General features: G+C 67.3%; 16 protein-coding genes and 1 pseudogene. 9 read left to right on the top strand and 8 right to left on the bottom strand.

The window, feature by feature from the left end; all coding sequences use genetic code 11:
* Window positions 1–145: 145 nt before the first annotated feature.
* On the bottom strand, window positions 146–403 hold the full coding sequence (locus ABFT43_RS15580; RefSeq protein ID WP_347961239.1) for a transposase: 258 nt from the start codon (window positions 401–403) through the stop codon (window positions 146–148).
* Window positions 404–897: 494 nt separating this feature from the next.
* Here ABFT43_RS15580 and ABFT43_RS15575 point away from each other — a divergent pair, with 494 nt between their 5' ends.
* Window positions 898–2,343 (top strand): APC family permease, encoded by a 1,446-nt coding sequence (locus ABFT43_RS15575; RefSeq protein ID WP_347961238.1) that lies wholly within the window; start codon window positions 898–900, stop codon window positions 2,341–2,343.
* 62 nt (window positions 2,344–2,405) lie between these two features.
* Window positions 2,406–2,810, top strand: coding sequence for an NAD(P)-binding domain-containing protein (locus ABFT43_RS15570; protein WP_347961237.1), 405 nt, complete (start codon window positions 2,406–2,408; stop codon window positions 2,808–2,810).
* Between the two features lie 65 nt (window positions 2,811–2,875).
* Here ABFT43_RS15570 and ABFT43_RS15565 read toward each other — a convergent pair whose 3' ends face one another.
* On the bottom strand, window positions 2,876–3,193 hold the full coding sequence (locus ABFT43_RS15565; RefSeq protein ID WP_457590163.1) for an alpha/beta hydrolase fold domain-containing protein: 318 nt from the start codon (window positions 3,191–3,193) through the stop codon (window positions 2,876–2,878).
* Between the two features lie 55 nt (window positions 3,194–3,248).
* Between ABFT43_RS15565 and ABFT43_RS15560 the strand changes: the two are divergent.
* The 4 genes and pseudogenes from ABFT43_RS15560 to ABFT43_RS15545 all read left to right on the top strand — a co-directional run.
* A pseudogene (locus ABFT43_RS15560) lies at window positions 3,249–3,914 on the top strand (transcriptional regulator); the annotation flags it as partial.
* Window positions 3,915–4,059: 145 nt separating this feature from the next.
* On the top strand, window positions 4,060–5,583 hold the full coding sequence (exaC, locus tag ABFT43_RS15555) for an acetaldehyde dehydrogenase ExaC (RefSeq protein ID WP_347961236.1): 1,524 nt from the start codon (window positions 4,060–4,062) through the stop codon (window positions 5,581–5,583).
* Between the two features lie 214 nt (window positions 5,584–5,797).
* Window positions 5,798–6,220: a DUF779 domain-containing protein gene (locus ABFT43_RS15550; protein WP_347961235.1), complete on the top strand. Its 423-nt coding sequence runs from the start codon at window positions 5,798–5,800 to the stop codon at window positions 6,218–6,220.
* Between the two features lie 334 nt (window positions 6,221–6,554).
* Window positions 6,555–7,244, top strand: a complete 690-nt coding sequence (locus tag ABFT43_RS15545) for a hypothetical protein (protein WP_457590162.1) — start codon at window positions 6,555–6,557, stop codon at window positions 7,242–7,244.
* A gap of 79 nt (window positions 7,245–7,323) precedes the next feature.
* Here ABFT43_RS15545 and ABFT43_RS15540 read toward each other — a convergent pair whose 3' ends face one another.
* The 4 genes from ABFT43_RS15540 to ABFT43_RS15525 form a co-directional block, all read right to left on the bottom strand.
* Complete coding sequence (locus ABFT43_RS15540) at window positions 7,324–7,788, bottom strand: hypothetical protein (protein WP_347961233.1); 465 nt, start codon at window positions 7,786–7,788, stop codon at window positions 7,324–7,326.
* Between the two features lie 269 nt (window positions 7,789–8,057).
* The gene (locus tag ABFT43_RS15535) at window positions 8,058–9,347 is read right to left on the bottom strand and encodes a sensor histidine kinase (RefSeq protein ID WP_347961257.1); all 1,290 of its coding nucleotides are present in this window, start codon (window positions 9,345–9,347) and stop codon (window positions 8,058–8,060) included.
* A gap of 7 nt (window positions 9,348–9,354) precedes the next feature.
* Window positions 9,355–9,993 carry a response regulator transcription factor gene (locus ABFT43_RS15530; RefSeq protein ID WP_347961232.1) on the bottom strand — a complete coding sequence of 213 codons (639 nt, stop codon included), beginning with the start codon at window positions 9,991–9,993 and terminating at the stop codon, window positions 9,355–9,357.
* Between the two features lie 159 nt (window positions 9,994–10,152).
* The gene (locus tag ABFT43_RS15525) at window positions 10,153–11,211 is read right to left on the bottom strand and encodes an alpha/beta hydrolase (protein ID WP_347961231.1); all 1,059 of its coding nucleotides are present in this window, start codon (window positions 11,209–11,211) and stop codon (window positions 10,153–10,155) included.
* Between the two features lie 544 nt (window positions 11,212–11,755).
* On the opposite strand from ABFT43_RS15525, the gene gltB reads away from it, so the two are divergent.
* The 3 genes from gltB (at window position 11,756) to ABFT43_RS15510 (ending at window position 18,966) form a co-directional block, all read left to right on the top strand.
* Window positions 11,756–16,339, top strand: coding sequence for a glutamate synthase large subunit (gltB, locus tag ABFT43_RS15520; RefSeq protein ID WP_347961230.1), 4,584 nt, complete (start codon window positions 11,756–11,758; stop codon window positions 16,337–16,339).
* A complete protein-coding gene (locus tag ABFT43_RS15515; RefSeq protein WP_347961229.1) occupies window positions 16,332–17,789 on the top strand; it encodes a glutamate synthase subunit beta in 1,458 nt (485 codons plus the stop codon). The genes gltB and ABFT43_RS15515 overlap by 8 nt, the downstream gene beginning before the upstream one ends.
* Before the next feature lie 289 nt (window positions 17,790–18,078).
* Window positions 18,079–18,966, top strand: a complete 888-nt coding sequence (locus ABFT43_RS15510; protein ID WP_347961228.1) for a cutinase family protein — start codon at window positions 18,079–18,081, stop codon at window positions 18,964–18,966.
* Between the two features lie 178 nt (window positions 18,967–19,144).
* On the opposite strand, the gene ABFT43_RS15505 is transcribed toward ABFT43_RS15510, so the two are convergent.
* Together ABFT43_RS15505 and ABFT43_RS15500 are read right to left on the bottom strand one after the other, a co-directional pair.
* Window positions 19,145–19,768, bottom strand: coding sequence for a DUF937 domain-containing protein (locus tag ABFT43_RS15505; RefSeq protein WP_347961227.1), 624 nt, complete (start codon window positions 19,766–19,768; stop codon window positions 19,145–19,147).
* A 681-nt stretch (window positions 19,769–20,449) separates the two neighbouring features.
* Window positions 20,450–20,662 (bottom strand): RNA-binding S4 domain-containing protein, encoded by a 213-nt coding sequence (locus ABFT43_RS15500; RefSeq protein WP_347961226.1) that lies wholly within the window; start codon window positions 20,660–20,662, stop codon window positions 20,450–20,452.
* Window positions 20,663–20,780: the final 118 nt, after the last annotated feature.

Genomic DNA, 20,780 nt, shown 5'->3' with positions numbered 1-20,780 from the left:
CGACCGACACGAGATTCGGATCATCGAACACAGCCGACACGGCAACGGGAGCATGCTTGAATTGCACCTACGAGATGCCTCTCAGACTCGGGAAATAGGACCTTAGACAAGCTCTATTCTTCCTGGTCAGAGGGGCATTTCTGCGTTACGACGCCAACTCAGCAAGCCTCCCCATCGGTGGATCGAGGTTAAGGCGGCTGTTCTGCTCGCGTAGCTCTTTGAGTTCCTTCGCGGCATCGCCGTCCATGCCACCGTACTGACGGCGCCAGTTGTACAACGTCGCCGCCGACACCTCGAGCTCGGCCGCGATCTCCTCACCGGTCTTACCCTGCGCCGCCAACTCGTCGGCCCGACGCAACTTGCGCACGATGTCCTCCGCCGAGTGACGCTTACGTCCCGCCATGATCCCTATCGTCCCTTCTTCGCCCTCAACAGGGCAATCAGGGCTCTAGAACCACCCGGACCGGTTCACGGGGGACATGCCACGTGGGTCAGGTCGCGGGTCTCAATCCCTAGTCGTCGCGTTGCGGGATCCAGTCAGGCGAGCCCGGCACGGGCATGCCTTCCCTGATCAGGACGTTGGGAAACATCAACGTAACACCGGTGCCTGCAGGTCAACAGCGTGTAACCGGGGATTCGGTGACGTTGACATCGCACTCGAAGAACACGTCCAATTACTTGAGCCAACGACTTGATCGATTGAACAAGATGGCCGTACAGGTACGAGTTGGCCGGGACCGCAACGAAGCGACTCGGTCGAGCGTTGACACATTCGGCTTGGGCAACTAACTTGACCGAATGTCCCAGTCAGTGACTCAGCTCACGTTCGACGGAAGGACATGAGGGCGGTCACCAGAAGGTCATCCTCATGCCGAACCGACCAAGAGGAATCCAGCAATGATTGATAAACCGGCATCTGCCGTCACTGGCGAGATCGAACTCCCCAGTCTTGATGAAGGGCATCTAAGTCGAACTCAGATCATCTCGCTCGCTCTGGCGTCGTTCATCCCTGCCGTGGCGATCGCCAGCTTCCCTGTTCTCCTGGTAGCCACGGCCGGCAACGGCAGTTGGTTGGCATCGTTGATCTCGGCAGTTGCGACAACATGCGTCGGCGTTGCCGTGATCACGTTTGCCAAGCGGTTCGTCGCCACGGGATCGCTGTATTCGTATATCGCCGAAGTCTTCGGCCCCTGGGCGCGCTACCTGATGGCCGCGACCCTGTTCCTTGGTTACCTTGCACAGATTCTGTCGATGCTGTTGATCATCGGCCTCTACTCAGGCAGCTTCCTCCTGTCGGTGGGCGTCGACTCCGGGCTGGACCACGGTACCCAAATCTTGATCTACGTGGTGTCCGCGATCGTGGTCATCGCGGTGACGTGCAGAGGCCTGGACACGTCAGTCGTCGTCGCGGTTTCGCTCACCGTATTGTCGTTGCCGTTGATGCTGTTGATCACCGGTGCCAGCGCTATCCACACGGGCCTTCATCTCGGCGAACAGTTGTCACTGCAGGGCTCGACCACCAGCGGCATCATTGCCGGCATCGCTATTGGTGCAGCCTTTGTCGTCGGCCTCGAGAGTTGCGCTGCCCTGGCCGCCGAAACCAAGGATCCCAAACGCAATGTCCCCGCAGCCGTGATGAGCGTCCCAGTGATCCTCGGCGTCGCGTATCTCGCCGTAACGTTCCTTCAAATCCCCGGGTTGATGCAGGCCTCCGCGAACATCGAAGCAGGGATGTCCGGGCCCGCAGCCCTCGCGCAGCAATCCGGCCTCGGTGAGGGAATCGGACAGGCATCGGACCTCGTCTTGGCGATCGCCACGTTCGCGTCCCTCATCGGCTTCGCCAACTACGGTTCCCGGTTCGCCGCGACACTGTCAGCAGACGGACTGCTGCCGATCCCGTTCGCGCAAATACATCGTCGTCTACACAGTCCTGTCAATGCCATTCTCCTGACGGTCGGAGTCGGTCTCGCGGGACTCGTGACCATGGTCGCGCTGAACCTGGGATCGCCGCTGACGATCTACTCTGCCGTCGCGACGCTGGTCGCGTACTTCTGGGTCATTCCCTACGTCCTGATCTGCGCTGGAGCAGTGAGACTGGTCGCGCGCGAGAAAAAGTTAGGTACGGGTCTGGTCATCGCGTGCACCGTGGGCGCGCTGACGATGGCATGGTTGCTAGTCAGCGCAATCATCAACCCCCCACCGGCTCCGATAGACGCGATGACCTCTGTGTTCGTGGTCGCCACACTGGTCTTGGCGGCAGCGTTCGCGGTCGCCGGGCGGAGACGCACCCAAGGCTCCGTGGACTCAACGGACACACGTCCGGTGACACGGGACGCTGAATAATCGCTGCGCAACCATGCCACGCCGAACCTAGAATCCGCACTCGACCGAAAGGCGACACCACGATGTCTACTATATCCGTTCTCGGCACCGGTCTCATGGGATCAGCGGTTGCCAGCACGCTGATCGACGCAGGGCACACGGTCACCGTGTGGAACAGGTCAGCCGACAAGTCCGCGCCACTGGTAGCGAAGGGGGCAAGGCGTGCGGACACCGTCGCCGAGGCGATCAACGCCAGCGACATCACCTTCTCCCACGTCCTGTCCTCGGCAATGGGCTTCGACCTGGTCCGCGCAGCAGAGGGCGAGATCGACTGGAACGGAAAGGTCTTCGTCAATCTGAGTACGGGCACACCGGACGGCGCACTGGCCTTCGGTGGCTACCTCACATCCCGCGGCGGCGGGTACGCCGACGGAGTCATCTCGGCGTACCCGGATGACATCGGAACCAATACCGCGATTGTCCAGTAGTGAATCCATCGTCTGAGGATACGGCGGCTCGCGTTGCCGGGCAGAGGGCTTTCGGCGCGGACGCCTCAGCCGCCGGCACGCTCCGGCGCCGTCACCGTGATGAAGCGGGCCGCGGTCTCGACCGCGTGCCGCGCCTCCGAGGACAACCGCGGCATCAGCTGGAAGACGTGCCCCTGGTCCGGCCACGCCTGCAGGACCGAAAGCCCTCCGGCCGAGGTGATCTCGCCGTGCAGGGCCCGGGCGTCGGCACCCATGACCTCCAGGGCGCCGTACTGGATGAGCGTCTTGGGCAGTGTCATGTCGGGACGGAGACGGACCCGCATGCGCGGGTGGTCGGCCTCGGCCGTGCGGGTGTAGAGGCTCAGGATCTTGCGTGCCGACACCGCGTTGATGATCGGATCGCGCACCCCGCCGAGCTGGTTCTGCACGGCCAGCTGTGAACTGCAATCGGGCGCAGTTGATCTCGCCGATCCGTCGGTGTTCTCGCTCGGCGGTCCGCGCACCAGTGCGGCACATTTCTCGGTCCTCGGCGACGGCCCGCACCGCTGGCGGCGCACCACCGACCCGTCGAGCGCGCGCACCCTGTCGCCGCGTCACGCGGAGATCCTGGTCCTGCTGCAGGCCTTCCCGGAAGGGCTCAACACCGAGCAGCTCGCGCTCAAGCTGGCCGAGGACGGACTCGACCCGGTCAGCGTGCGGGCCGAGATCTCGCGGCTGCGGCGAGACCTCGGTGCCGACGTCCTCGCCAGCCGTCCCTATCGCCTCACGCTCGACGTGTCGTCGGACCTCCAGGACATCCGGACCCGCATCGAATCGGGCACCGACCTGGCGAGCGTGGTCGACGAGGTGGGCCGCGGCGGGCTCCTGGCCGAGTCGACCGCCCCGGGCATCGTGGAGATCTTCGAAGAGCTGCGCGAGGACCTGCGGTCGCGGCTCATCGCGAGCGGCGACGTCGCCGCGCTGCGTAAGTGGACGTCGTCGGTGCATGGTCGCGACGACCTCGACGCCTGGCGCCGGCTCGAACACCGCCTGCCCGTCGGTCACCCCGACCGCGCGGTCGTCGGGGGTCGCATCAGGTTGCTCGACAAGCGCTACGGGCTCTGAAAGGCCCAGGTCATCGCGCGTTGCATTCGTTGCAACCCTTGTGCAACCAACGCACTCCTACTGTGTGCAACAGATCACACCGGAGCACCAGGGTGTCCGGTGTGACATGTACAGGCGGCCCCCGAGGCCCCACAGAGGAGTGACCATGACCGTCTACGCAAAGCCCGGTGCCGATGGCTCGGTGATGAGCTACGAGTCGCGCTACGACAACTGGATCGGCGGCCAGTGGACCCCGCCGGTGAAGGGTCAGTACTTCGAGAACACCTCGCCGGTCGACGGCAAGGTCTTCTGCGAGGTCGCGCGATCGACCGCAGAGGACATCGACCTCGCCCTCGACGCCGCGCACAAGGCCGCACCCGCCTGGGGCAAGACCTCCGTCGCCGAGCGTTCGCTCGCGCTGCTGCGCATCGCCGACCGCATGGAGGAGAACCTCGAGAAGCTCGCCGTCGCCGAGACCTGGGACAACGGCAAGGCCGTCCGGGAGACGCTCGCCGCCGACATCCCCCTCGCGATCGACCACTTCCGCTACTTCGCGGGTGCACTGCGTGCCCAGCAGGGCGGCATCTCGGAGATCGACGAGGACACCGTTGCCTACCACTTCCACGAGCCGCTCGGCGTCGTCGGCCAGATCATCCCGTGGAACTTCCCGATCCTGATGGCGGTCTGGAAGCTGGCCCCGGCCCTCGCCGCCGGCAACGCGGTGGTCCTCAAGCCGGCCGAGCAGACCCCGGCGTCGATCCTCTACCTGGTCAGCCTGATCAGCGACCTGCTGCCCCCGGGTGTGGTCAACGTCGTCAACGGCTTCGGCGTCGAGGCCGGCAAGCCGCTCGCCTCCAGCAACCGCATCCGCAAGATCGCGTTCACCGGTGAGACCACCACCGGCCGCCTGATCATGCAGTACGCGTCGGAGAACCTGATCCCGGTCACCCTCGAGCTCGGCGGCAAGAGCCCGAACATCTTCTTCAACGACGTCATGGCGGCCGACGACGGCTTCCTCGACCGTGCGCTCGAGGGCTTCTCGATGTTCGCGCTCAACCAGGGCGAGGTGTGCACCTGTCCGAGCCGCGCGCTCATCCAGCAGGACATCTACGACGAGTTCATCGCCAAGGCCATCGACCGCGTGTCGAAGATCAAGCAGGGCAACCCGCTCGACACGGACACCATGATGGGCGCCCAGGCGTCGAACGACCAGTTCGAGAAGATCTCGTCCTACCTGGCCATCGGGAAGGAGGAGGGCGCCAAGGTCCTCACCGGCGGCGAGCCGGCGGACCTCGGCGGCGACCTGTCCGGCGGCTACTACATCAAGCCGACCGTGTTCCAGGGCAGCAACAAGATGCGCATCTTCCAGGAGGAGATCTTCGGCCCGGTCCTCGCGGTCACCACCTTCAAGGACTTCGCCGACGCCATGCACATCGCCAACGACACCCTCTACGGTCTCGGCGCCGGTGTGTGGAGCCGCGACGGCGCCACCGCGTACCGCGCGGGTCGTGAGATCCAGGCCGGTCGTGTGTGGACCAACACCTACCACGACTACCCGGCACACGCGGCCTTCGGCGGCTACAAGCAGTCCGGCATCGGTCGCGAGAACCACCTGATGATGCTCGAGCACTACCAGCAGACCAAGAACCTGCTGGTCGGATACGCGCAGAGCGCGAAAGGATTCTTCTGATCGGGGACTCCGTCCGGATCGGGGTTTCTTCTGATCCGGGACTCCGTCCGGATCGGGGTTTCTTCTGATCGGGGACTCCGTCCGGATCGGGGTTTCTTCTGATCGGGGACTCCGTCCGGATCGGGGTTTCTTCTGATCCGGGACTCCGTCCGGATCAGCCGAGTACTTTCGGTTGCGGGAGGACCTGACTCGACCGAGAAGAAGGTGACAACAGATGACCACCGAACAGAACGCTCCTGATCGGGTGGTCGCCACAGACGCCGCCGTGCGGCTCCTGACGAAATTGTCGGAGCTGCACGGCGGACTCATGATCCACCAGTCCGGTGGGTGCTGTGACGGCTCGGCGCCGATGTGCTATCCGGTGGGGGAGTACCGGGTCGGCCAGCGCGACGTCCTCGTCGGCGAGATCGAACTCCCCGAACCGCTTCCGGCAGTGCGGGTCTGGATCAACGGCGACCAGTTCGAGCTGTGGAAGCACACCCAACTGATCCTCGACGTCGTGAAGGGCCGCGGGGCGGGATTCAGCCTCGAGGCGCCCGAAGGCGTCCGGTTCCTGTCCCGTTCGAGGGTGTTCGACGAGGCGGAGAACGCCTGGCTGGATGCCTGTCCGCCGCGTCGGGGTGCGGACATCAGCTGACACCGGGCGACATCACCCATCAGGCCCGCGACCGCCCCGGTCGCGGGCCTGATCCCGTCCTGCACGTGGAAAACTCCCCGGAGAACACCCCCATGTGGGACGTGGATGACGACATGTCGACGCAGGCGCTGGTGAGGGCGCATTCCCTGGAGCATTTCAATGGATATATCGAGTGGGTTTTGTCCACTTCTGCCGAATTTGCGGAAATTGAATAGTGTGATGTGTTCCACCCGGGGGGTGGAACCTTTCATTTTCCTTTGTTACGTTCGCGAAAGTCCGATTATCTGAAAAACACTTGGAGGCAGGAATTCGTATGAACCGTAATCTCATTCGCGTGACCACCGTTGGTGCAGCTCTCGGCGCCGCATCGTTCATCGCGCCCGCATTTGCCTCGGCCGCGCCGGTGTCGGAATCGAATTGCGCAAAGGTGTCGACGCCGGTCGATGCCGCGGGATGGGGAAATCCGTTCCCGGATGAGCAGGGCCAGGAGGGCCGACTCTCGGCGACGAATGTGAAGGACTCCGACGGTTCTCTGCAATTCGTGACCACCCAGCAGACCCCGCGCCAGGCGTCGTACCACGCAGCCGGTGAGCTCCCGCTGGCCGACCTGGTCGCCGGCGACAACCCGCTCACCTTCGACAAGGGTGAGGGCCAGGCGAACTGGCAGATCCGCGTGACCGGCGCGAACACCGATTCCGGCGACGGGTTCGCGACGCTGGTGTGGAGCGCACCGGAGGGTGCGACCACGGCCGATGCCACGAGCTCGAACGAGTGGTGGGCCACCCGTGAACTCCCGGGCATCCCGCGTGGCGCGAAGGCGACCCTCGCCGAACTGACGGCCGCGGCCAACAGTGGCGACCACAAGACCGTCATCAACCACTACGGCGTCTCGAGCCAGCCCGTCGGCACGGCCGGCAAGGTGAACGTCGACAACATCTCGTTCAACGGCTGCACCACCAACTTCGCGGCCACCGGCGCCGGGGCCGCCTTCGGCTCGCTGGAGAACGTCCTCCCCGGCCGCTGATCGCTTCGTAGACCTCACGGGCCCGCGACCTCGACGAGGTCGCGGGCCCGCTTTCCGGTGGTCAGCAGGCGTCCTCCGCTCACCACTGGTGGAAACAGACATTGGCCTGGGGGAAGCCGGTGTCGATCTTGGAATCGATCCAGTACCGCTCGGCGTGATGACCCGAGACCCCGGTCAGCGCGGTGTTGATCCCGTTGTGCCGGTTGTTCACCTGGTACTTGGCGATGGGACCGTTGTTGCCGATCCGGTAGGTGGCGTTGATGTCGAGATGGTTCGAGAGCGGCGCCGCGGCCGTGATGGTCTGGGAGGCGCCGGGGTACAGGATCTTCGCCGGGGCGTTGACCCACTGACCGCCGGACGTGTGGGAACCGATCAGGTACTCGGGCTGGTTGGTGTGGTTGGTGATCGTCATCGCGATGGTGGGCTCGCCGGGCCGGACGATCGGCATGGTGCCGGCGCGCGCCGCTCCGGCGGCTCCGAAGGCGAGGCCGGCGACGCCGAGGACGCCGATGGTTCCGAGGGCGAGGCGGGATGCGATCTTCATGGTGTTCTCCGATTCTCTCTGGGGGACTTGGTGTTCCGGGCAGTTCCGGTGACACCCATGACTCTCCTCGGAATACGCCTCCGCGGGATTCCGCCGATGAGCTGATCCACCGGTGGAATCGCACATCCACCGATCGGTGGATATGGACGACGGAAACCGCCCCCGCACGGCGCCCCCGGAAGCGGGGTGGAGGCCCGGGACCTCGACGAATCCGGTGGTGAGCGTGCTCCGAGGGGTCTGTCAGGGACGCAGAGAATCCACAGGCGACCTCACAGCTCCCGCGCCGGCAACTCCACGACGGCGGCCAGCCCACCGGTGGGCCGGTTCTCCAGTGTCATCGTGCCGCCGAGACCCTCGATGCGGACCCGGCGCGAGGCCAGCCCGATGTGCCCGGTGGACCGGCGCCGGTGCATGAGGTCGTCGACGTTCTCGTCGTCGGGCAGGCCGATCCCGTCGTCGACGACGACCAACCGCGCCACCCCGTCGTCGAATTCGGCGGTGATCTCGGCGTTGTCGGCCTCGGCGTGCTTCACCACGTTGGTCAGGAATTCACGGGCGGCGGCGAAGAGCAGGGAATCGGCGGTGGTGCGCAGCTCCGGTGGCCAGGCGGCGGTGTCGACGGTGATCGTCGGTGCGCCGGCCCGGCTGCCATACGACGACGCGAGGTCGGTGAGGGCGACGGCGAGGCCGGCCTGTTCGAGCACCGCGGGATGCAACTCGCTCAGCGTCGTGCGCAGCAGGCGCGCCGAGTCGCGCAGTGCGCCGTCGACCCGGTCGAGGGTCACCTCGTCGGCCGAATCCCGCAGCGTCGCAAGCTCTTGCCGCGCCGCGAGGATGTACTGCAGCGCGCCGTCGTGAAGGCTGTCGGCGAGGTTGCCGCGCTCACGCTCCTCGATCTCCATCGTCGCGTCGAGCAGCCGTGCGCGTTCGGCGGCCAGGGAACCGATGGTGGTCACCCTCGAGCGGTTCAACTGCGCGAGCAGGATCGCCCCGACCGCGAGGGCCGCCACCACCAGCACCCGCAGCACCACCACCGACCACGGTTCGTCGTTCGCCGCCCGGGCCAGGGCGTTCGACACCGCGTAGACCACGACGGTCGCGGTGACGACGATCGCGCACAGCCGCGGCTGCAGGGACACCGCCGCGATCATCGGGACCAGCGCGAAGCCGGTGATCAGCGCATTCGTGGTCCAGCTGACGTCGTTCGACATGCTCGCGATCACCGCGAGGATCGTCATCAGCAGTAGGTCGATCGGCAGCCCGATCCACGACCAGCGCACCGCGAACGGCTCGTGACGGAGCACGATCCAGCATCCGAGGACGCACCATGCGGCGTACGCGATGCCGGTGGCGACGCTGAGGACCTTCGCCGAATCGGGCGGATCGAGGCCGACGGTCGCCAGGACGAAGGCGGCGAGGAACAGCCGCAGCAGGGCCTGGATCCGGATGCCGCGCACGGCGTGCTCCACCAGGATGCGGTGGATGCGCGGCTCGTCGGCGAACCTCCCGAAGCCGAGATAGACGGTGAGACCGGCGATCTCGAGGTCGGAGTTGCGCATCACGCGGTTATTCGAGAAGACCACGACGCATCGCCTCCGCCACCGCCGCGGCCCGGTCCGAGACGCCGAGCTTCTCGTACAACCTCTGGGTGTGGGTCTTCACCGTCGCCGCACCAATGTACAGCTCGGCCGCAATCTGCGGGATCGACTGCCCGCGAGCGAAACCCGCGAGAACCTGCCGCTCCCGCTCGCTCAGCGACGGTGCGTCGGACTGCGTCCGGGCCCGGATCTCGCCGGCCAGACCCGCTGCCAGCGCCTCCGGAACCACGGTCTCGCCCTTGGCCACCCGCGTCACGGCGCCGACGATCTCGTCGCGGTCGGAGTCCTTGGGCAGATACCCCGCAGCACCTTCCTGGAGTGCGCGGAACACGATCGGCCCGTCGGTGATCGCCGACAGCAGCAACACCCGCGTCGGCAACCGGTCTCGGGTGACCGCGTGGGCGAGGTCGACGCCGGTCATGCCCGGCATCTGATGGTCCACGACCGCGACGTCGGGTCTCTCGCGCCGGATCAGCTCCAGGCCCGAGGTGCCGTCGGCCGCCTCACCGACCACCCGGATGCGTCCGCTCTGCGTGAGACCCCGCGACACCCCGTCCCGGAAGAAGGGGTGATCGTCGACGACGACCGCGGTCACGAGGGAGTCCATCGGCTCAGGATACGGCGGTTTCGTCGCTGGTCAGGGCTGTTTCGGCGCGGCTGGTCGCAAGCCGTACGTCTGCTCGACCCGCGGTGATGTCCTCCTCGCCCCACGCGATGGCCGGCGGGTGGTGACGATCGGGCGAAGCGAGGTCGACGCGTGTCGGGGTCAGCCGCCGGGTGCGGTCACCTCGATGAACCGCGCCGCCGTCTCGACCGCGTGGCGCGCCTCCGACGACAGCCTCGGCATCAGCTGGAAGACGTGTCCCTGATCCGGCCACGCCTGGATCACCGAAACCCCTCCGGCAGAAACGATCTCGTCGTGGACCGCGCGGGCGTCGGCACTCATGACCTCCAGTGCGCCGTACTGGATGAGCGTCTTCGGCAGCGTCATCTCGGGGTGCAACCGGATCCGCATGCGCGGGTGGTCCGGGTCGGCGGTACGAGTGTAGAGGCGCAGGATCTTTCGTGCCGAGATCGCGTTGATGATCGGGTCGCGGACGCCGCTGCGCTGGTTTTCCACGGCCAGGTCGAAGCTGGGGTCCCAGAGCGGGGAGAACAACACCATCGAGCCCGGTTGCGGAGTCCCGGTGCGGTGGTTGACGTGCAGGAGGTCCAGAGCCAGGTGGCCGCCGGCGGAATCCCCGGCGACGACGATGTCCTCGGCTCGATGGCCCTGTTCGAGCAACCAGCGGTAGCCGCGGATCGCGTCGTTGCCCGCGCACGGCCACGGATACTCGGGCGCGAGGCGGTAGTCGAGGCTGAACGCGGGGAGTTCGGTCAGGTTGCCCATCCGCGCGACCAGGCCGCGATGGGTCGCCGGCGAGCACAGTACGTATCCGCTGCCGTGCAGGTAGTAGATGACACGGGAGCCGGGTCGCGGCTCGGGTGCCCGCCTCCCGATCACCCATTCGCCGCGCACCTGTCCACCGCGGAAGGACGCGCGCACGGTGCGGACGCGCGTCGCGCGGGGCGGCGGGTTGAGGCTCGCGATGGTGCGGTTGAAACCGGGCCGGGTCCGCTGGATCATCTGCGCGGTCACGCGCGGGTGACTGCGGCCGGCGGCCACCATCATCGGCCACGTCACGCGGGCGAGGTAGGCGTTCACCGCCCGAGAACGCAGGGAACCGTGGGGGTCGACACCGAGTGGCCCGAACGGCAGGTCTCTCCCCGGTGGTGGGTCCGGAACACCGGCGGGCGCACCGCCGGCCATCGAGGTGACGCTCATCACTCCGACGGTAGTGGCCGCCGATGCCCGATGTGCCCCTTTTCGCGCGCCGAAACCCCGTCCGCGACCCGACCGCGACCCGACCGCGACCGGCGCCCGGTCGGCGGTCGCTGCCGCGTTACACGCAGGAGGCGAAATCCTCACGCATCGGCGGGCCCTCGGGTGAACTCGGCCACTCGCCCGATTTCGCCTTGACGTGCAGAATCGTCGCGCTTGTGCTAGCCGGATTTCGAGACTGGACCCTTTACGTGGAAAAATGGCCCACAATGCTCTTACGGTTGCCCGCGGGCGCCTCTGCAGTGCTGCGCGCAAGCCGCCGACGAGCATGAGTTCGGGCCCCGACGATGCGGCCCGAAGGGACTGTCAGCAACGGCGCTGACGGGGACACCGCCTGTGTGGTCGTTCCGCCCAGGTCAGCCCCCACGAGGGGCGGAGACGACGACCGTCAGCGGACAGCGAGGTCCGCGGCGTGCATGGCCGAGTGAACCCCCAGACATCGACGACGGGTAGTGCGTGCACCCTCCGCACGCAGAGTGAGGCGAATATGAAGCAGGCTCCGGGACCGGTTGGTCTCTACGACCCGCGCAACGAGCACGACTCGTGTGGCGTGGCGTTCGTGGTTGACATGTACGGACGACGCAGTCGCGACATCGTCGACAAGGCGATCATGGCCCTGGTCAACCTCGAGCACCGTGGTGCCGCGGGCGCCGAGCCGAACACCGGCGACGGCGCGGGCATCATGATCCAGGTTCCCGACCGTTTCTTCCGGGAGACGGTCGACTTCGAACTCCCGCCGGAGGGCAGCTACGCCACCGGCATCGCCTTCCTTCCGCAGGGTTCCGAGGACGCACGTCAGGCCTGCGAGGGTGTCGAGAAGGTCATCGAGTCCGAGGGTCTGACGCTGCTCGGCTGGCGTGAGGTCCCGACCAACGAGACCTCGCTCGGCGCGCTCGCCCGCGACGCGATGCCGACGTTCCGCCAGGTCTTCATCGGCGGCGCCGAGGGCATGGAGCTCGAGCGCCGCGCCTACGTCGTGCGCAAGCGCGTCCAGTACGAGCTCGGCAACAAGGGCGCCGGCGCCGACGGCCCGGGTCGCGAGACCGTGTACTTCCCGTCCCTGTCGGGCCGCACCTTCGTCTACAAGGGCATGCTGACGACCCCGCAGCTGCGGGAGTTCTACGTGGACCTGCAGGACTCGCGCGTCGAGAGCGCGCTGGGCCTGGTCCACTCGCGCTTCTCCACCAACACCTTCCCCTCGTGGCCGCTGGCGCACCCGTTCCGCCGGGTCGCCCACAACGGTGAGATCAACACCGTCACCGGCAACGAGAACTGGATGCGCGCACGCGAGGCGCTCATCGACACCGATGTCTTCGGTGCCGACGCCGCGTCGAAGATCTTCCCGGTCTGCACCCCGGGTGCGTCGGACACCGCGCGCTTCGACGAGGTGCTCGAGCTGCTCCACCTCGGTGGCCGCAGCCTCCCGCACGCCGTGCTGATGATGATCCCGGAGGCCTGGGAGCGTCATGAGTCGATGAAGCCCGAGCACAAGGCGTTCTACGAGTACCACTCGGCGCTCATGGAGCCGTGGGACGGACCGGCGTCGGTGTGCTTCACCGACGGCACCGTCGTCGGCGCCGTGCTCGACCGCAACGGTTTGCGTCCGTCGCGCATCTGGGTCACCAAGGACGGCCTGGTCGTCATGGCGTCCGAGGTCGGCGTCCTCGACATCGACCACTCCGAGGTCGTGCAGAAGATGCGCCTGCAGCCGGGCCGCATGTTCCTCGTCGACACCGCGGCGGGCCGCATCGTCGACGACGAGGAGATCAAGGACGAGCTGGCCGCCGAGCACCCGTACGCGGAGTGGCTCGAGCAGGGCATGGTCGCGGTCGACGACATCGAGGCCAAGCCGCACATCCACATGCCGCACGAGCGGGTCACCTTGCGCCAGCAGGTCTTCGGTTACACGCAGGAGGAGCTGAACCTCCTCATCGCGCCGATGGCCAAGACCGGCGCCGAGGCGCTCGGCTCGATGGGCACCGATACCCCGATCGCGGTGCTGTCGAAGCGCCCGCGGATGCTGTTCGACTACTTCCAGCAGTTGTTCGCGCAGGTCACCAACCCACCGCTGGACGCCATCCGCGAGGAGGTCGTCACCAGCGTCGGCTCGACCATCGGTGCCGAGGCCGACCTGCTGCACCCCGGTCCCGAGTCGTGCCGGCAGATCGCGCTGCCGCAGCCGGTGATCGACAACGACACCCTGGCCAAGCTGGTCGAGATCAACGACAACGACAAGCTGCCGCACTTCCGCAGCGTCCACATCCATGGCCTCTACCCGGTGGCCGAGGGCGGGGCGGGCCTGCGCAAGGCCCTCGACGAGATCCGGGCCAAGGCGAGCGCCGCCATCGACGACGGCGCGAACCTGATCATCCTGAGCGACCGTGAGTCCGACGAGACCCTGGCGCCGATCCCGTCGCTGCTGCTGACCGCGGCGGTGCACCATCACCTGGTCCGGGAGCGCAAGCGCACCCGCGCCGGCCTGATCGTCGAGTCCGGCGACTGCCGCGAGGTCCACCATGTCGCGACCCTGGTCGGCTTCGGCGCGGCCGCGGTCAACCCGTACATGGCCTTCGAGACCATCGAGGACATGATCGAGCGGGGCGTGCTCGGCGACATCGACTTCGCGACCGCGAAGAAGAACTACATAAAGGCCGCCAGCAAGGGCGTGCTCAAGGTGATGAGCAAGATGGGCATCTCGACCATCGCCTCCTACACCGGCGCGCAGCTCTTCCAGGTCATCGGCCTGTCGCAGGAGCTCGTCGACGAGTTCTTCACCGGCCTGAACAGCCAGCTCGACGGCATCGGTCTCGACGAGATCGCCGCCGACGTCGCCAAGCGTCACGCCCTGGCCTTCAACGACCGTCGCAGCGAGCGGGCACACCGCGAGCTCGAGGTCGGCGGCGAGTACCAGTGGCGCCGCGAGGGCGAGTACCACCTGTTCAACCCGGACACGGTCTTCAAGCTGCAGCACTCCACGCGCACCGGCCAGTACAAGGTGTTCAAGGAGTACACCAAGATGGTCGACGACCAGTCGCGCCGTCTGGGCACGCTGCGCGGCCTGTTCGACTTCAACTTCGGCGATCGCGACCCGATCCCGATCGAGAAGGTCGAGCCGGCCAGCGAGATCGTCAAGCGGTTCTCGACCGGCGCGATGAGCTTCGGCTCCATCTCGGCCGAGGCGCACGAGACGCTCGCCATCGCCATGAACCGCCTCGGCGGCCGCTCGAACTCCGGTGAGGGCGGCGAGGATCCGCGTCGTTTCCACCACGACGAGAACGGCGACTGGCGTCGCAGCGCGATCAAGCAGGTCGCGTCGGGACGCTTCGGCGTCACCTCGCACTACCTGAGCAACTGCACCGACATCCAGATCAAGATGGCGCAGGGCGCCAAGCCCGGTGAGGGTGGCCAGCTGCCGCCGCACAAGGTGTACCCGTGGGTCGCCGAGGTGCGCGGCTCGACGCCGGGCGTCGGCCTCATCTCGCCGCCGCCGCACCACGACATCTACTCGATCGAGGATCTCGCGCAGCTGATCCACGACCTGAAGAACGCGAACCCGAAGGCGCGCATCCACGTCAAGCTCGTCTCCGAGGTCGGCGTGGGCACCGTCGCCGCGGGTGTGTCGAAGGCACACGCCGACGTGGTGCTCATCTCGGGCCACGACGGTGGCACCGGCGCGTCGCCGCTGACGTCGCTGAAGCACGCCGGCGCGCCGTGGGAGATCGGCCTGGCCGAGACCCAGCAGACCCTGCTGCTCAACGGCCTTCGCGATCGCATCGTGGTCCAGGTCGACGGCCAGATGAAGACCGGCCGCGACGTGGTCATCGCCGCCCTGCTCGGCGGCGAGGAGTTCGGTTTCGCGACCGCGCCGCTGGTGGTCTCGGGCTGCATCATGATGCGTGTCTGCCACCTCGACACCTGCCCGGTCGGCATCGCGACCCAGAACCCGCTGCTGCGCGAGCGCTTCTCGGGCAAGCCGGAGTTCGTCGAGAACTTCTTCATGTTCATCGCCGAAGAGGTTCGGGAACTGCTGGCGCGCCTCGGTTTCCGCACGCTGCAGGAGGCCGTCGGCCACGTCGAGGCCCTCGACACCTCCAAGGCGATCGCGCACTGGAAGAACGAGAAGGCCGGCAAGCTCGACCTGTCGACGATCCTGACCATGCCGGAATCGCCGTTCATGAACCAGGACCTGTACTGCTCGGGCGTCCAGGACCACTCGCTGGACAAGGCGCTCGACCAGCAGCTCATCGCCCAGGCGCGCGAGGCGATCGACCACGGGACCCGCGTGTCCTTCACGTCGAAGATCACCAACGTCAACCGCACGGTCGGCACGATGCTGGGCCACGAGGTCACCAAGACCTATGGCGCCCAGGGTCTCCCGGACGGGACGATCATCATCGACTTCACCGGTTCGGCGGGCAACAGCTTCGGCGCCTTCGTCCCGAAGGGCATCACGCTGCGCCTCGAGGGCGACGCCAACGACTTCGTCGGCAAGGGCCTGTCGGGTGGGCGCATCGTCGTCCGTCCGGCGCGCAACGCCCCGGAGGACTTCGTCGCGGAGCGGAACATCATCGCCGGCAACGTCATCGGCTTCGGTGCGACGTCGGGCAAGATCTTCCTGCGCGGCATCGTCGGTGAGCGCTTCTGCGTCCGCAACTCGGGCGTGACGGCGGTCGTCGAGGGCGTTGGCGACCACGGCTGCGAGTACATGACCGGTGGCCGCGTCGTCGTGCTCGGTGACACCGGCCGCAACTTCGCCGCGGGCATGTCGGGCGGTATCGCCTACGTGTACGACCCGGAGCAGAAGCTGGCCGCCAACCTCAACACCGAGCTGGTGGATCTCGAGCCGCTCGAGGACTCCGACGTCGAGTTCCTCGCCGCGATCATCGACGAGCACCGCGCCGAGACCGAATCCCCGGTCGCCGCAGCGCTGCTGGCCGATTGGGACACTGCCCAGACCAAGTTCGCCAAGGTCATGCCGCGGGACTACAAGCGCGTGCTGCTGGCCATCTCCGAAGCGGAGAAGACCGGGCGAGACGTGAACGAAGCGATCATGGAGGCCGCACGTGGCTGACCCCAGAGGATTCCTGAAGCACCCTGAGCGGGAGCTGCCCGACCGTCGTCCGGTCGAGCTGCGCCTGATGGACTGGAAAGAGGTCTACACCGACTTCGACCGGTCGCACCTGCAGACCCAGGCCAGCCGCTGTATGGACTGCGGTATCCCGTTCTGCCACAACGGCTGTCCGCTGGGGAACCTGATCCCCGAGTGGAACGACCTGGTCTACAAGGACCGCTGGCGCGACGGCATCGAGCGGTTGCACGCGACCAACAACTTCCCGGAGTTCACCGGTCGCCTGTGCCCGGCTCCGTGTGAGGCGTCGTGCGTGCTCGGCATCAACCAGCCCGCGGTGACCATCAAGCAGGTCGAGGTCGAGCTGATCGACAACGCCTTCGACAACGGCTGGGTCACCCCGGTCATGCCGTCGAAGAAGACCGGCAAGAAGGTCGCGGTCGTCGGTTCGGGCCCGGCCGGGCTGGCCGCCGCCCAGCAGCTCACCCGGGCCGGTCACGACGTGACCGTGTTCGAGCGCGCCGACCGCATCGGCGGTCTGCTGCGCTACGGCATCCCCGAGTTCAAGATGGAAAAGCGCCACATCGACCGCCGTCTGTCGCAGATGGAGGCCGAGGGCACCGTCTTCAAGACCGGTGTCAACGTGGGTGTCGACATCACCGTCGAGCAGCTGCGCGCCGACTTCGACGCGGTCGTCCTCGCCAACGGTTCGACCATCGGTCGCGACCTGCCGATCCCGGGCCGCGAGCTCGACGGCATCCACCAGGCGATGGAGTTCCTTCCCCAGGCCAACCGGGTCCAGCTCGGCGACACCGTCGAGAACCAGATCACGGCCAAGGGCAAGAAGGTCGTCATCATCGGTGGCGGCGACACCGGCGCCGACTGCCTGGGCACCTCGCTGCGCCAGGGCGCCGAGAGCGTGCACCAGTTCGAGATCATGCCGAAGCCGCCGATCGAGCGCGCCGAGTCGACGCCGTGGCCGACCTACCCGCTGATGTTCCGCGTCTCCTCGGCCCACGAGGAGGGCGGCGAGCGCGTCTACTCGGTGAACACCGAGAAGTTCATCGGCGACGAGAACGGCAAGGTCAAGGCGCTCAAGGCGCACGAGGTCGTCATGCGCGACGGTCGGTTCGAGAAGGTCGAGGGCACCGACTTCGAGCTCGAGTGCGACCTGGTCCTGCTCGCCATGGGCTTCGTCGGCCCGGAGCGCGGGGACCTGCTCGACAAGCTCGGCGTCACCTACGATGCACGCGGCAACGTCAAGCGCGACGACAACTTCGCGGCCGTCGGCCTGCCGGGTGTGTTCGTCGCCGGCGACGCCGGCCGCGGCCAGTCGCTGATCGTGTGGGCGATCGCCGAGGGCCGCTCGGCCGCCGCCGCGGTCGACGAGTACCTGACCGGTGGCTCGTTCCTGCCGGCGCCGATCGAGCCGACCACGGTCGCCCAGCGCTGATCTGATCCGGCGCTGATCTGATCCGGCGCTGATGTGACCCGGCTCCGATCCGCAGATCCACCCGAACTCCCGCCGTACCGCTCCGGTCGGCGGGAGTTCGGTTTTGCGGCATCGCCTCACCCGGCGGCCACATCCGCCCCGTCGCCTCCTGGCAGGCGCCCGTCCCGGTCGACCACACAGGTCGACTACACAGACGGACCGATCCGCTCTTAGACTCACCCCTGTTGTCGCCGGCGCGATCCCGCCGGTCGAGTCGACAAGCCACCACCAGTTCTCGAAGGGAGAGCCGATGCGTCGAATCCTCGCCATCCTGTGCGCACTGACGTGTGCGGTCCTGGGAGGGTTCGGACTGACGACCTCGCGCGCCGAGGCGGCGCCTGCGGACTGTCCGAAGCTGTACGTCCTGGCCGTGCCGGGCACCTGGGCCAACGGTGTGAACCCGGGCTTCCTCGCGGATGTGACCGCCGGACTCGGTCCCGAGACCGAGGTCCGGTACGTCGGCTATGACGCCACCGCGTTCCCGTGGGAGAAGGCGATCTACGGCAAGTCCAAGGCGCAGGCGGTCGCCAACACCCGCGGCCTCGCGCTGAAGATGCTGCGCCGCTGTCCGGGCACCAAGATCGCCCTGACCGGATACAGCCAGGGCGCCGATGCCGCGGGCGACCTCGCGTCCGAGATCGGCACCGGCCGGGCCGCGATCCGGCCCGGTCAGGTCGCGGGTGTGGTGTTGTTCGCCGACCCGCGTCGCTCGCACCGCGACAACCTGATCGGACCGCGTCTGGCGGGCCAGGGCAGCGGTGGCGCCCGCCTCGACGGCATGGGCTGGCTGCGGCCGAGGTCGTTCAGCATCTGCGAGCCGAACGACGTCTACTGCAACGTCCCGCGCGACCACTACATCACCCGGATCGCCGGCTACCTGGCCGAGACCAGCGACCCGACGCCCAGCCAGATCCTGCAGTACCAGAGGGAGGCGGCGGTGATCGTCGGCGAGCTGCTCACCCTCGGCGGCCCCGGCAAGATCGTCGAGGAGCTCGGCAACAAGCGGGCCCGCGAGCAGATCATCTCGTTCAACCGCTTCCTGCAGTCCGGCTCGCACTCGAGCTACGCCGACTTCGAGGTGAAGCCCGGCGTGACCGCCGTGCAGTGGGCGAACCGGTATCTCGCCGGGCTGGCCTGAGCCGCCGGACCCCGAGCCGCCGGATCCCGACCCGCCGGCCCCTGAGCCGTCGGACGAGACCGCCTGGCCTCGGCACCACTCCACACGGAGGCGGTGAAGGACGCCGGGGTGATACCCATGGACAACAGCTCCCGCACACCGATCGGTGTGCGGGAGCTGTTGTCCATGGCCGGTGAGGCTACTTCTTGCCGCCCAGGATCGAACCGAGGATGCCACCGAGGAGGTCGCCGCCGCCCTGCTTGGCGCCGCCTCCGGCCGCGCCGCCGAGCATTCCCCCGAGCAGGTCGCCGAGCCCGCCGGCGGCACCGCCGCTGTTCCCGCCGCCGAGCACGTTGCCGAGCAGGTCGCCCAGGCCGCCCGTGCCGCCCTGGCCCGGGGCGGCACCGCTGCCGACCCCGCCGAGAATCTTCTTGGTCAGGTAGCTCAGCACGATCGGGGCGAGGATCGGGAGCAGCTTCTGGACGACGTCCTGGTCGATCGCGGCGGCCGGGACCCGGTCGCTGACCGCGCCCGCGACCTCCGGGGTCTTCTCGCCGAAGATGTGCGCGACGATCTTCGAGCCGTCGGCGGTGTCGACGTCGTCGACCTTGATCGCCCCGGCCGCGAGGTCGTTGTCGTGCTGCGCGAGGGCACCGACGAGCTTCTGCGCCGCGGCGTGGTCGGCGGTCTGCGCCTGCAGGCCGGCGAGCAGGGCGGGGACCGCCTGTCCGGCGGCGGCGCGGGCGGACTCCTCGTCGACGCCGAGTTGCGCGGCAAGCGAGTCGTAGGGGAGGCGGGACAAGAGGTCATCGACGTCGGACAAGGCGGCGCCACCTTTCGGTGTAGATCAGTGAAGTTGCACGTGAACCTACTGGATCGGGCGGGCGCCCACCAGATCCCGCGCCGGTGCCGGACCCCTGCGTGCAGGGCGTCCGAAGCCACATGTGGTCCGAATGGACGGCATACGACGCGGCGCCGGCGGAATACCATTGATGCTGGTAGAGGTCGCGTCGCTACCCGGGATGTAACGCCGGGCGTGCCATCATCGACATAGCCGGTGCGTAACGGCAGTCACGTCCCAGAGGCGGGGACGTGAACCTCGCACACGCCGACGGGGCACTCAGGGGCGAGTGGCGAAGGCCACGTCAACTCCGGAGACGGTGACCGAGAACTGTCGCTACAGTAGATCGAAGTCAGAGTCCGTTGAATTGAATGTGGATCGCACCAGGAAGTGATTGGTCATGAAGTTGGCTGACACATTTCACACGGCCCGCAAGGGATCACTGCTGAATTCGCTCATCGGGGGGCGACTCGGCGGGCGTCGTACGCACGCACCGAACTTTCCCGCGGAGGCCGAACGCCTCATCACGCCGGCCGAACTGAGACGCTACGGCGTCCGTTCATGACCAGACACCTCCACGACTGACATCCGGACAGCATGGGCGGGGACTCGCACAGCGGGTCGCCGCCCTTCTTGCGTCAGTGTCCGAGACGGGCGCGGTCGTCACCGGGCGACGACGCGGGCGCTCATGCCGCCGATCTCGACCACGTCGCCGACCCGCAGTTGGCGGCCGCGCCGGGTCTCGACCTCACCGTTGACGGTGACCAGACCGTCGGCGATCACCTCTTTGGCCTCGGCCCCCGACTCGATGAGGTTGGCCAGTTTCAGGAACTGTCCGAGGCGGATGGACTCGTCGCGGATCGTCACGTCGTACACGGTGACCGATCATGCCCCGTGCGGCCGGTGAGGGCCACACCGGTGCGGAGCAAACGAGAATTCGTGCCGCCGCACCCCGGATCAGCGTGGACAGCCCGAAGCCGGACTATTCTGCGGC

Source organism: Gordonia aurantiaca, from assembly GCF_039939235.1.
Taxonomy (GTDB): Bacteria; Actinomycetota; Actinomycetes; order Mycobacteriales; family Mycobacteriaceae; genus Gordonia.
Note: the sequence above shows the minus strand (reverse complement) of the source record. Positions and strands in the feature narration are given on the sequence as shown.

Excerpts from the sequence above, each read along its gene's own strand:
- ABFT43_RS15540 (WP_347961233.1), bottom strand. The coding sequence starts at position 7,788 with ATGAAGATCGCATCCCGCCTCGCCCTCGGAACCATCGGCGTCCTCGGC.
- ABFT43_RS15535 (WP_347961257.1), bottom strand. The coding sequence starts at position 9,347 with ATGCGCAACTCCGACCTCGAGATCGCCGGTCTCACCGTCTATCTCGGC.
- gltB (WP_347961230.1), top strand. The coding sequence starts at position 11,756 with ATGAAGCAGGCTCCGGGACCGGTTGGTCTCTACGACCCGCGCAACGAG.
- ABFT43_RS15575 (WP_347961238.1), top strand. The coding sequence starts at position 898 with ATGATTGATAAACCGGCATCTGCCGTCACTGGCGAGATCGAACTCCCC.
- exaC (WP_347961236.1), top strand. The coding sequence starts at position 4,060 with ATGACCGTCTACGCAAAGCCCGGTGCCGATGGCTCGGTGATGAGCTAC.
- ABFT43_RS15530 (WP_347961232.1), bottom strand. The coding sequence starts at position 9,993 with ATGGACTCCCTCGTGACCGCGGTCGTCGTCGACGATCACCCCTTCTTC.
- ABFT43_RS15550 (WP_347961235.1), top strand. The coding sequence starts at position 5,798 with ATGACCACCGAACAGAACGCTCCTGATCGGGTGGTCGCCACAGACGCC.
- ABFT43_RS15580 (WP_347961239.1), bottom strand. The coding sequence starts at position 403 with ATGGCGGGACGTAAGCGTCACTCGGCGGAGGACATCGTGCGCAAGTTG.
- ABFT43_RS15525 (WP_347961231.1), bottom strand. The coding sequence starts at position 11,211 with ATGAGCGTCACCTCGATGGCCGGCGGTGCGCCCGCCGGTGTTCCGGAC.
- ABFT43_RS15570 (WP_347961237.1), top strand. The coding sequence starts at position 2,406 with ATGTCTACTATATCCGTTCTCGGCACCGGTCTCATGGGATCAGCGGTT.
- ABFT43_RS15510 (WP_347961228.1), top strand. The coding sequence starts at position 18,079 with ATGCGTCGAATCCTCGCCATCCTGTGCGCACTGACGTGTGCGGTCCTG.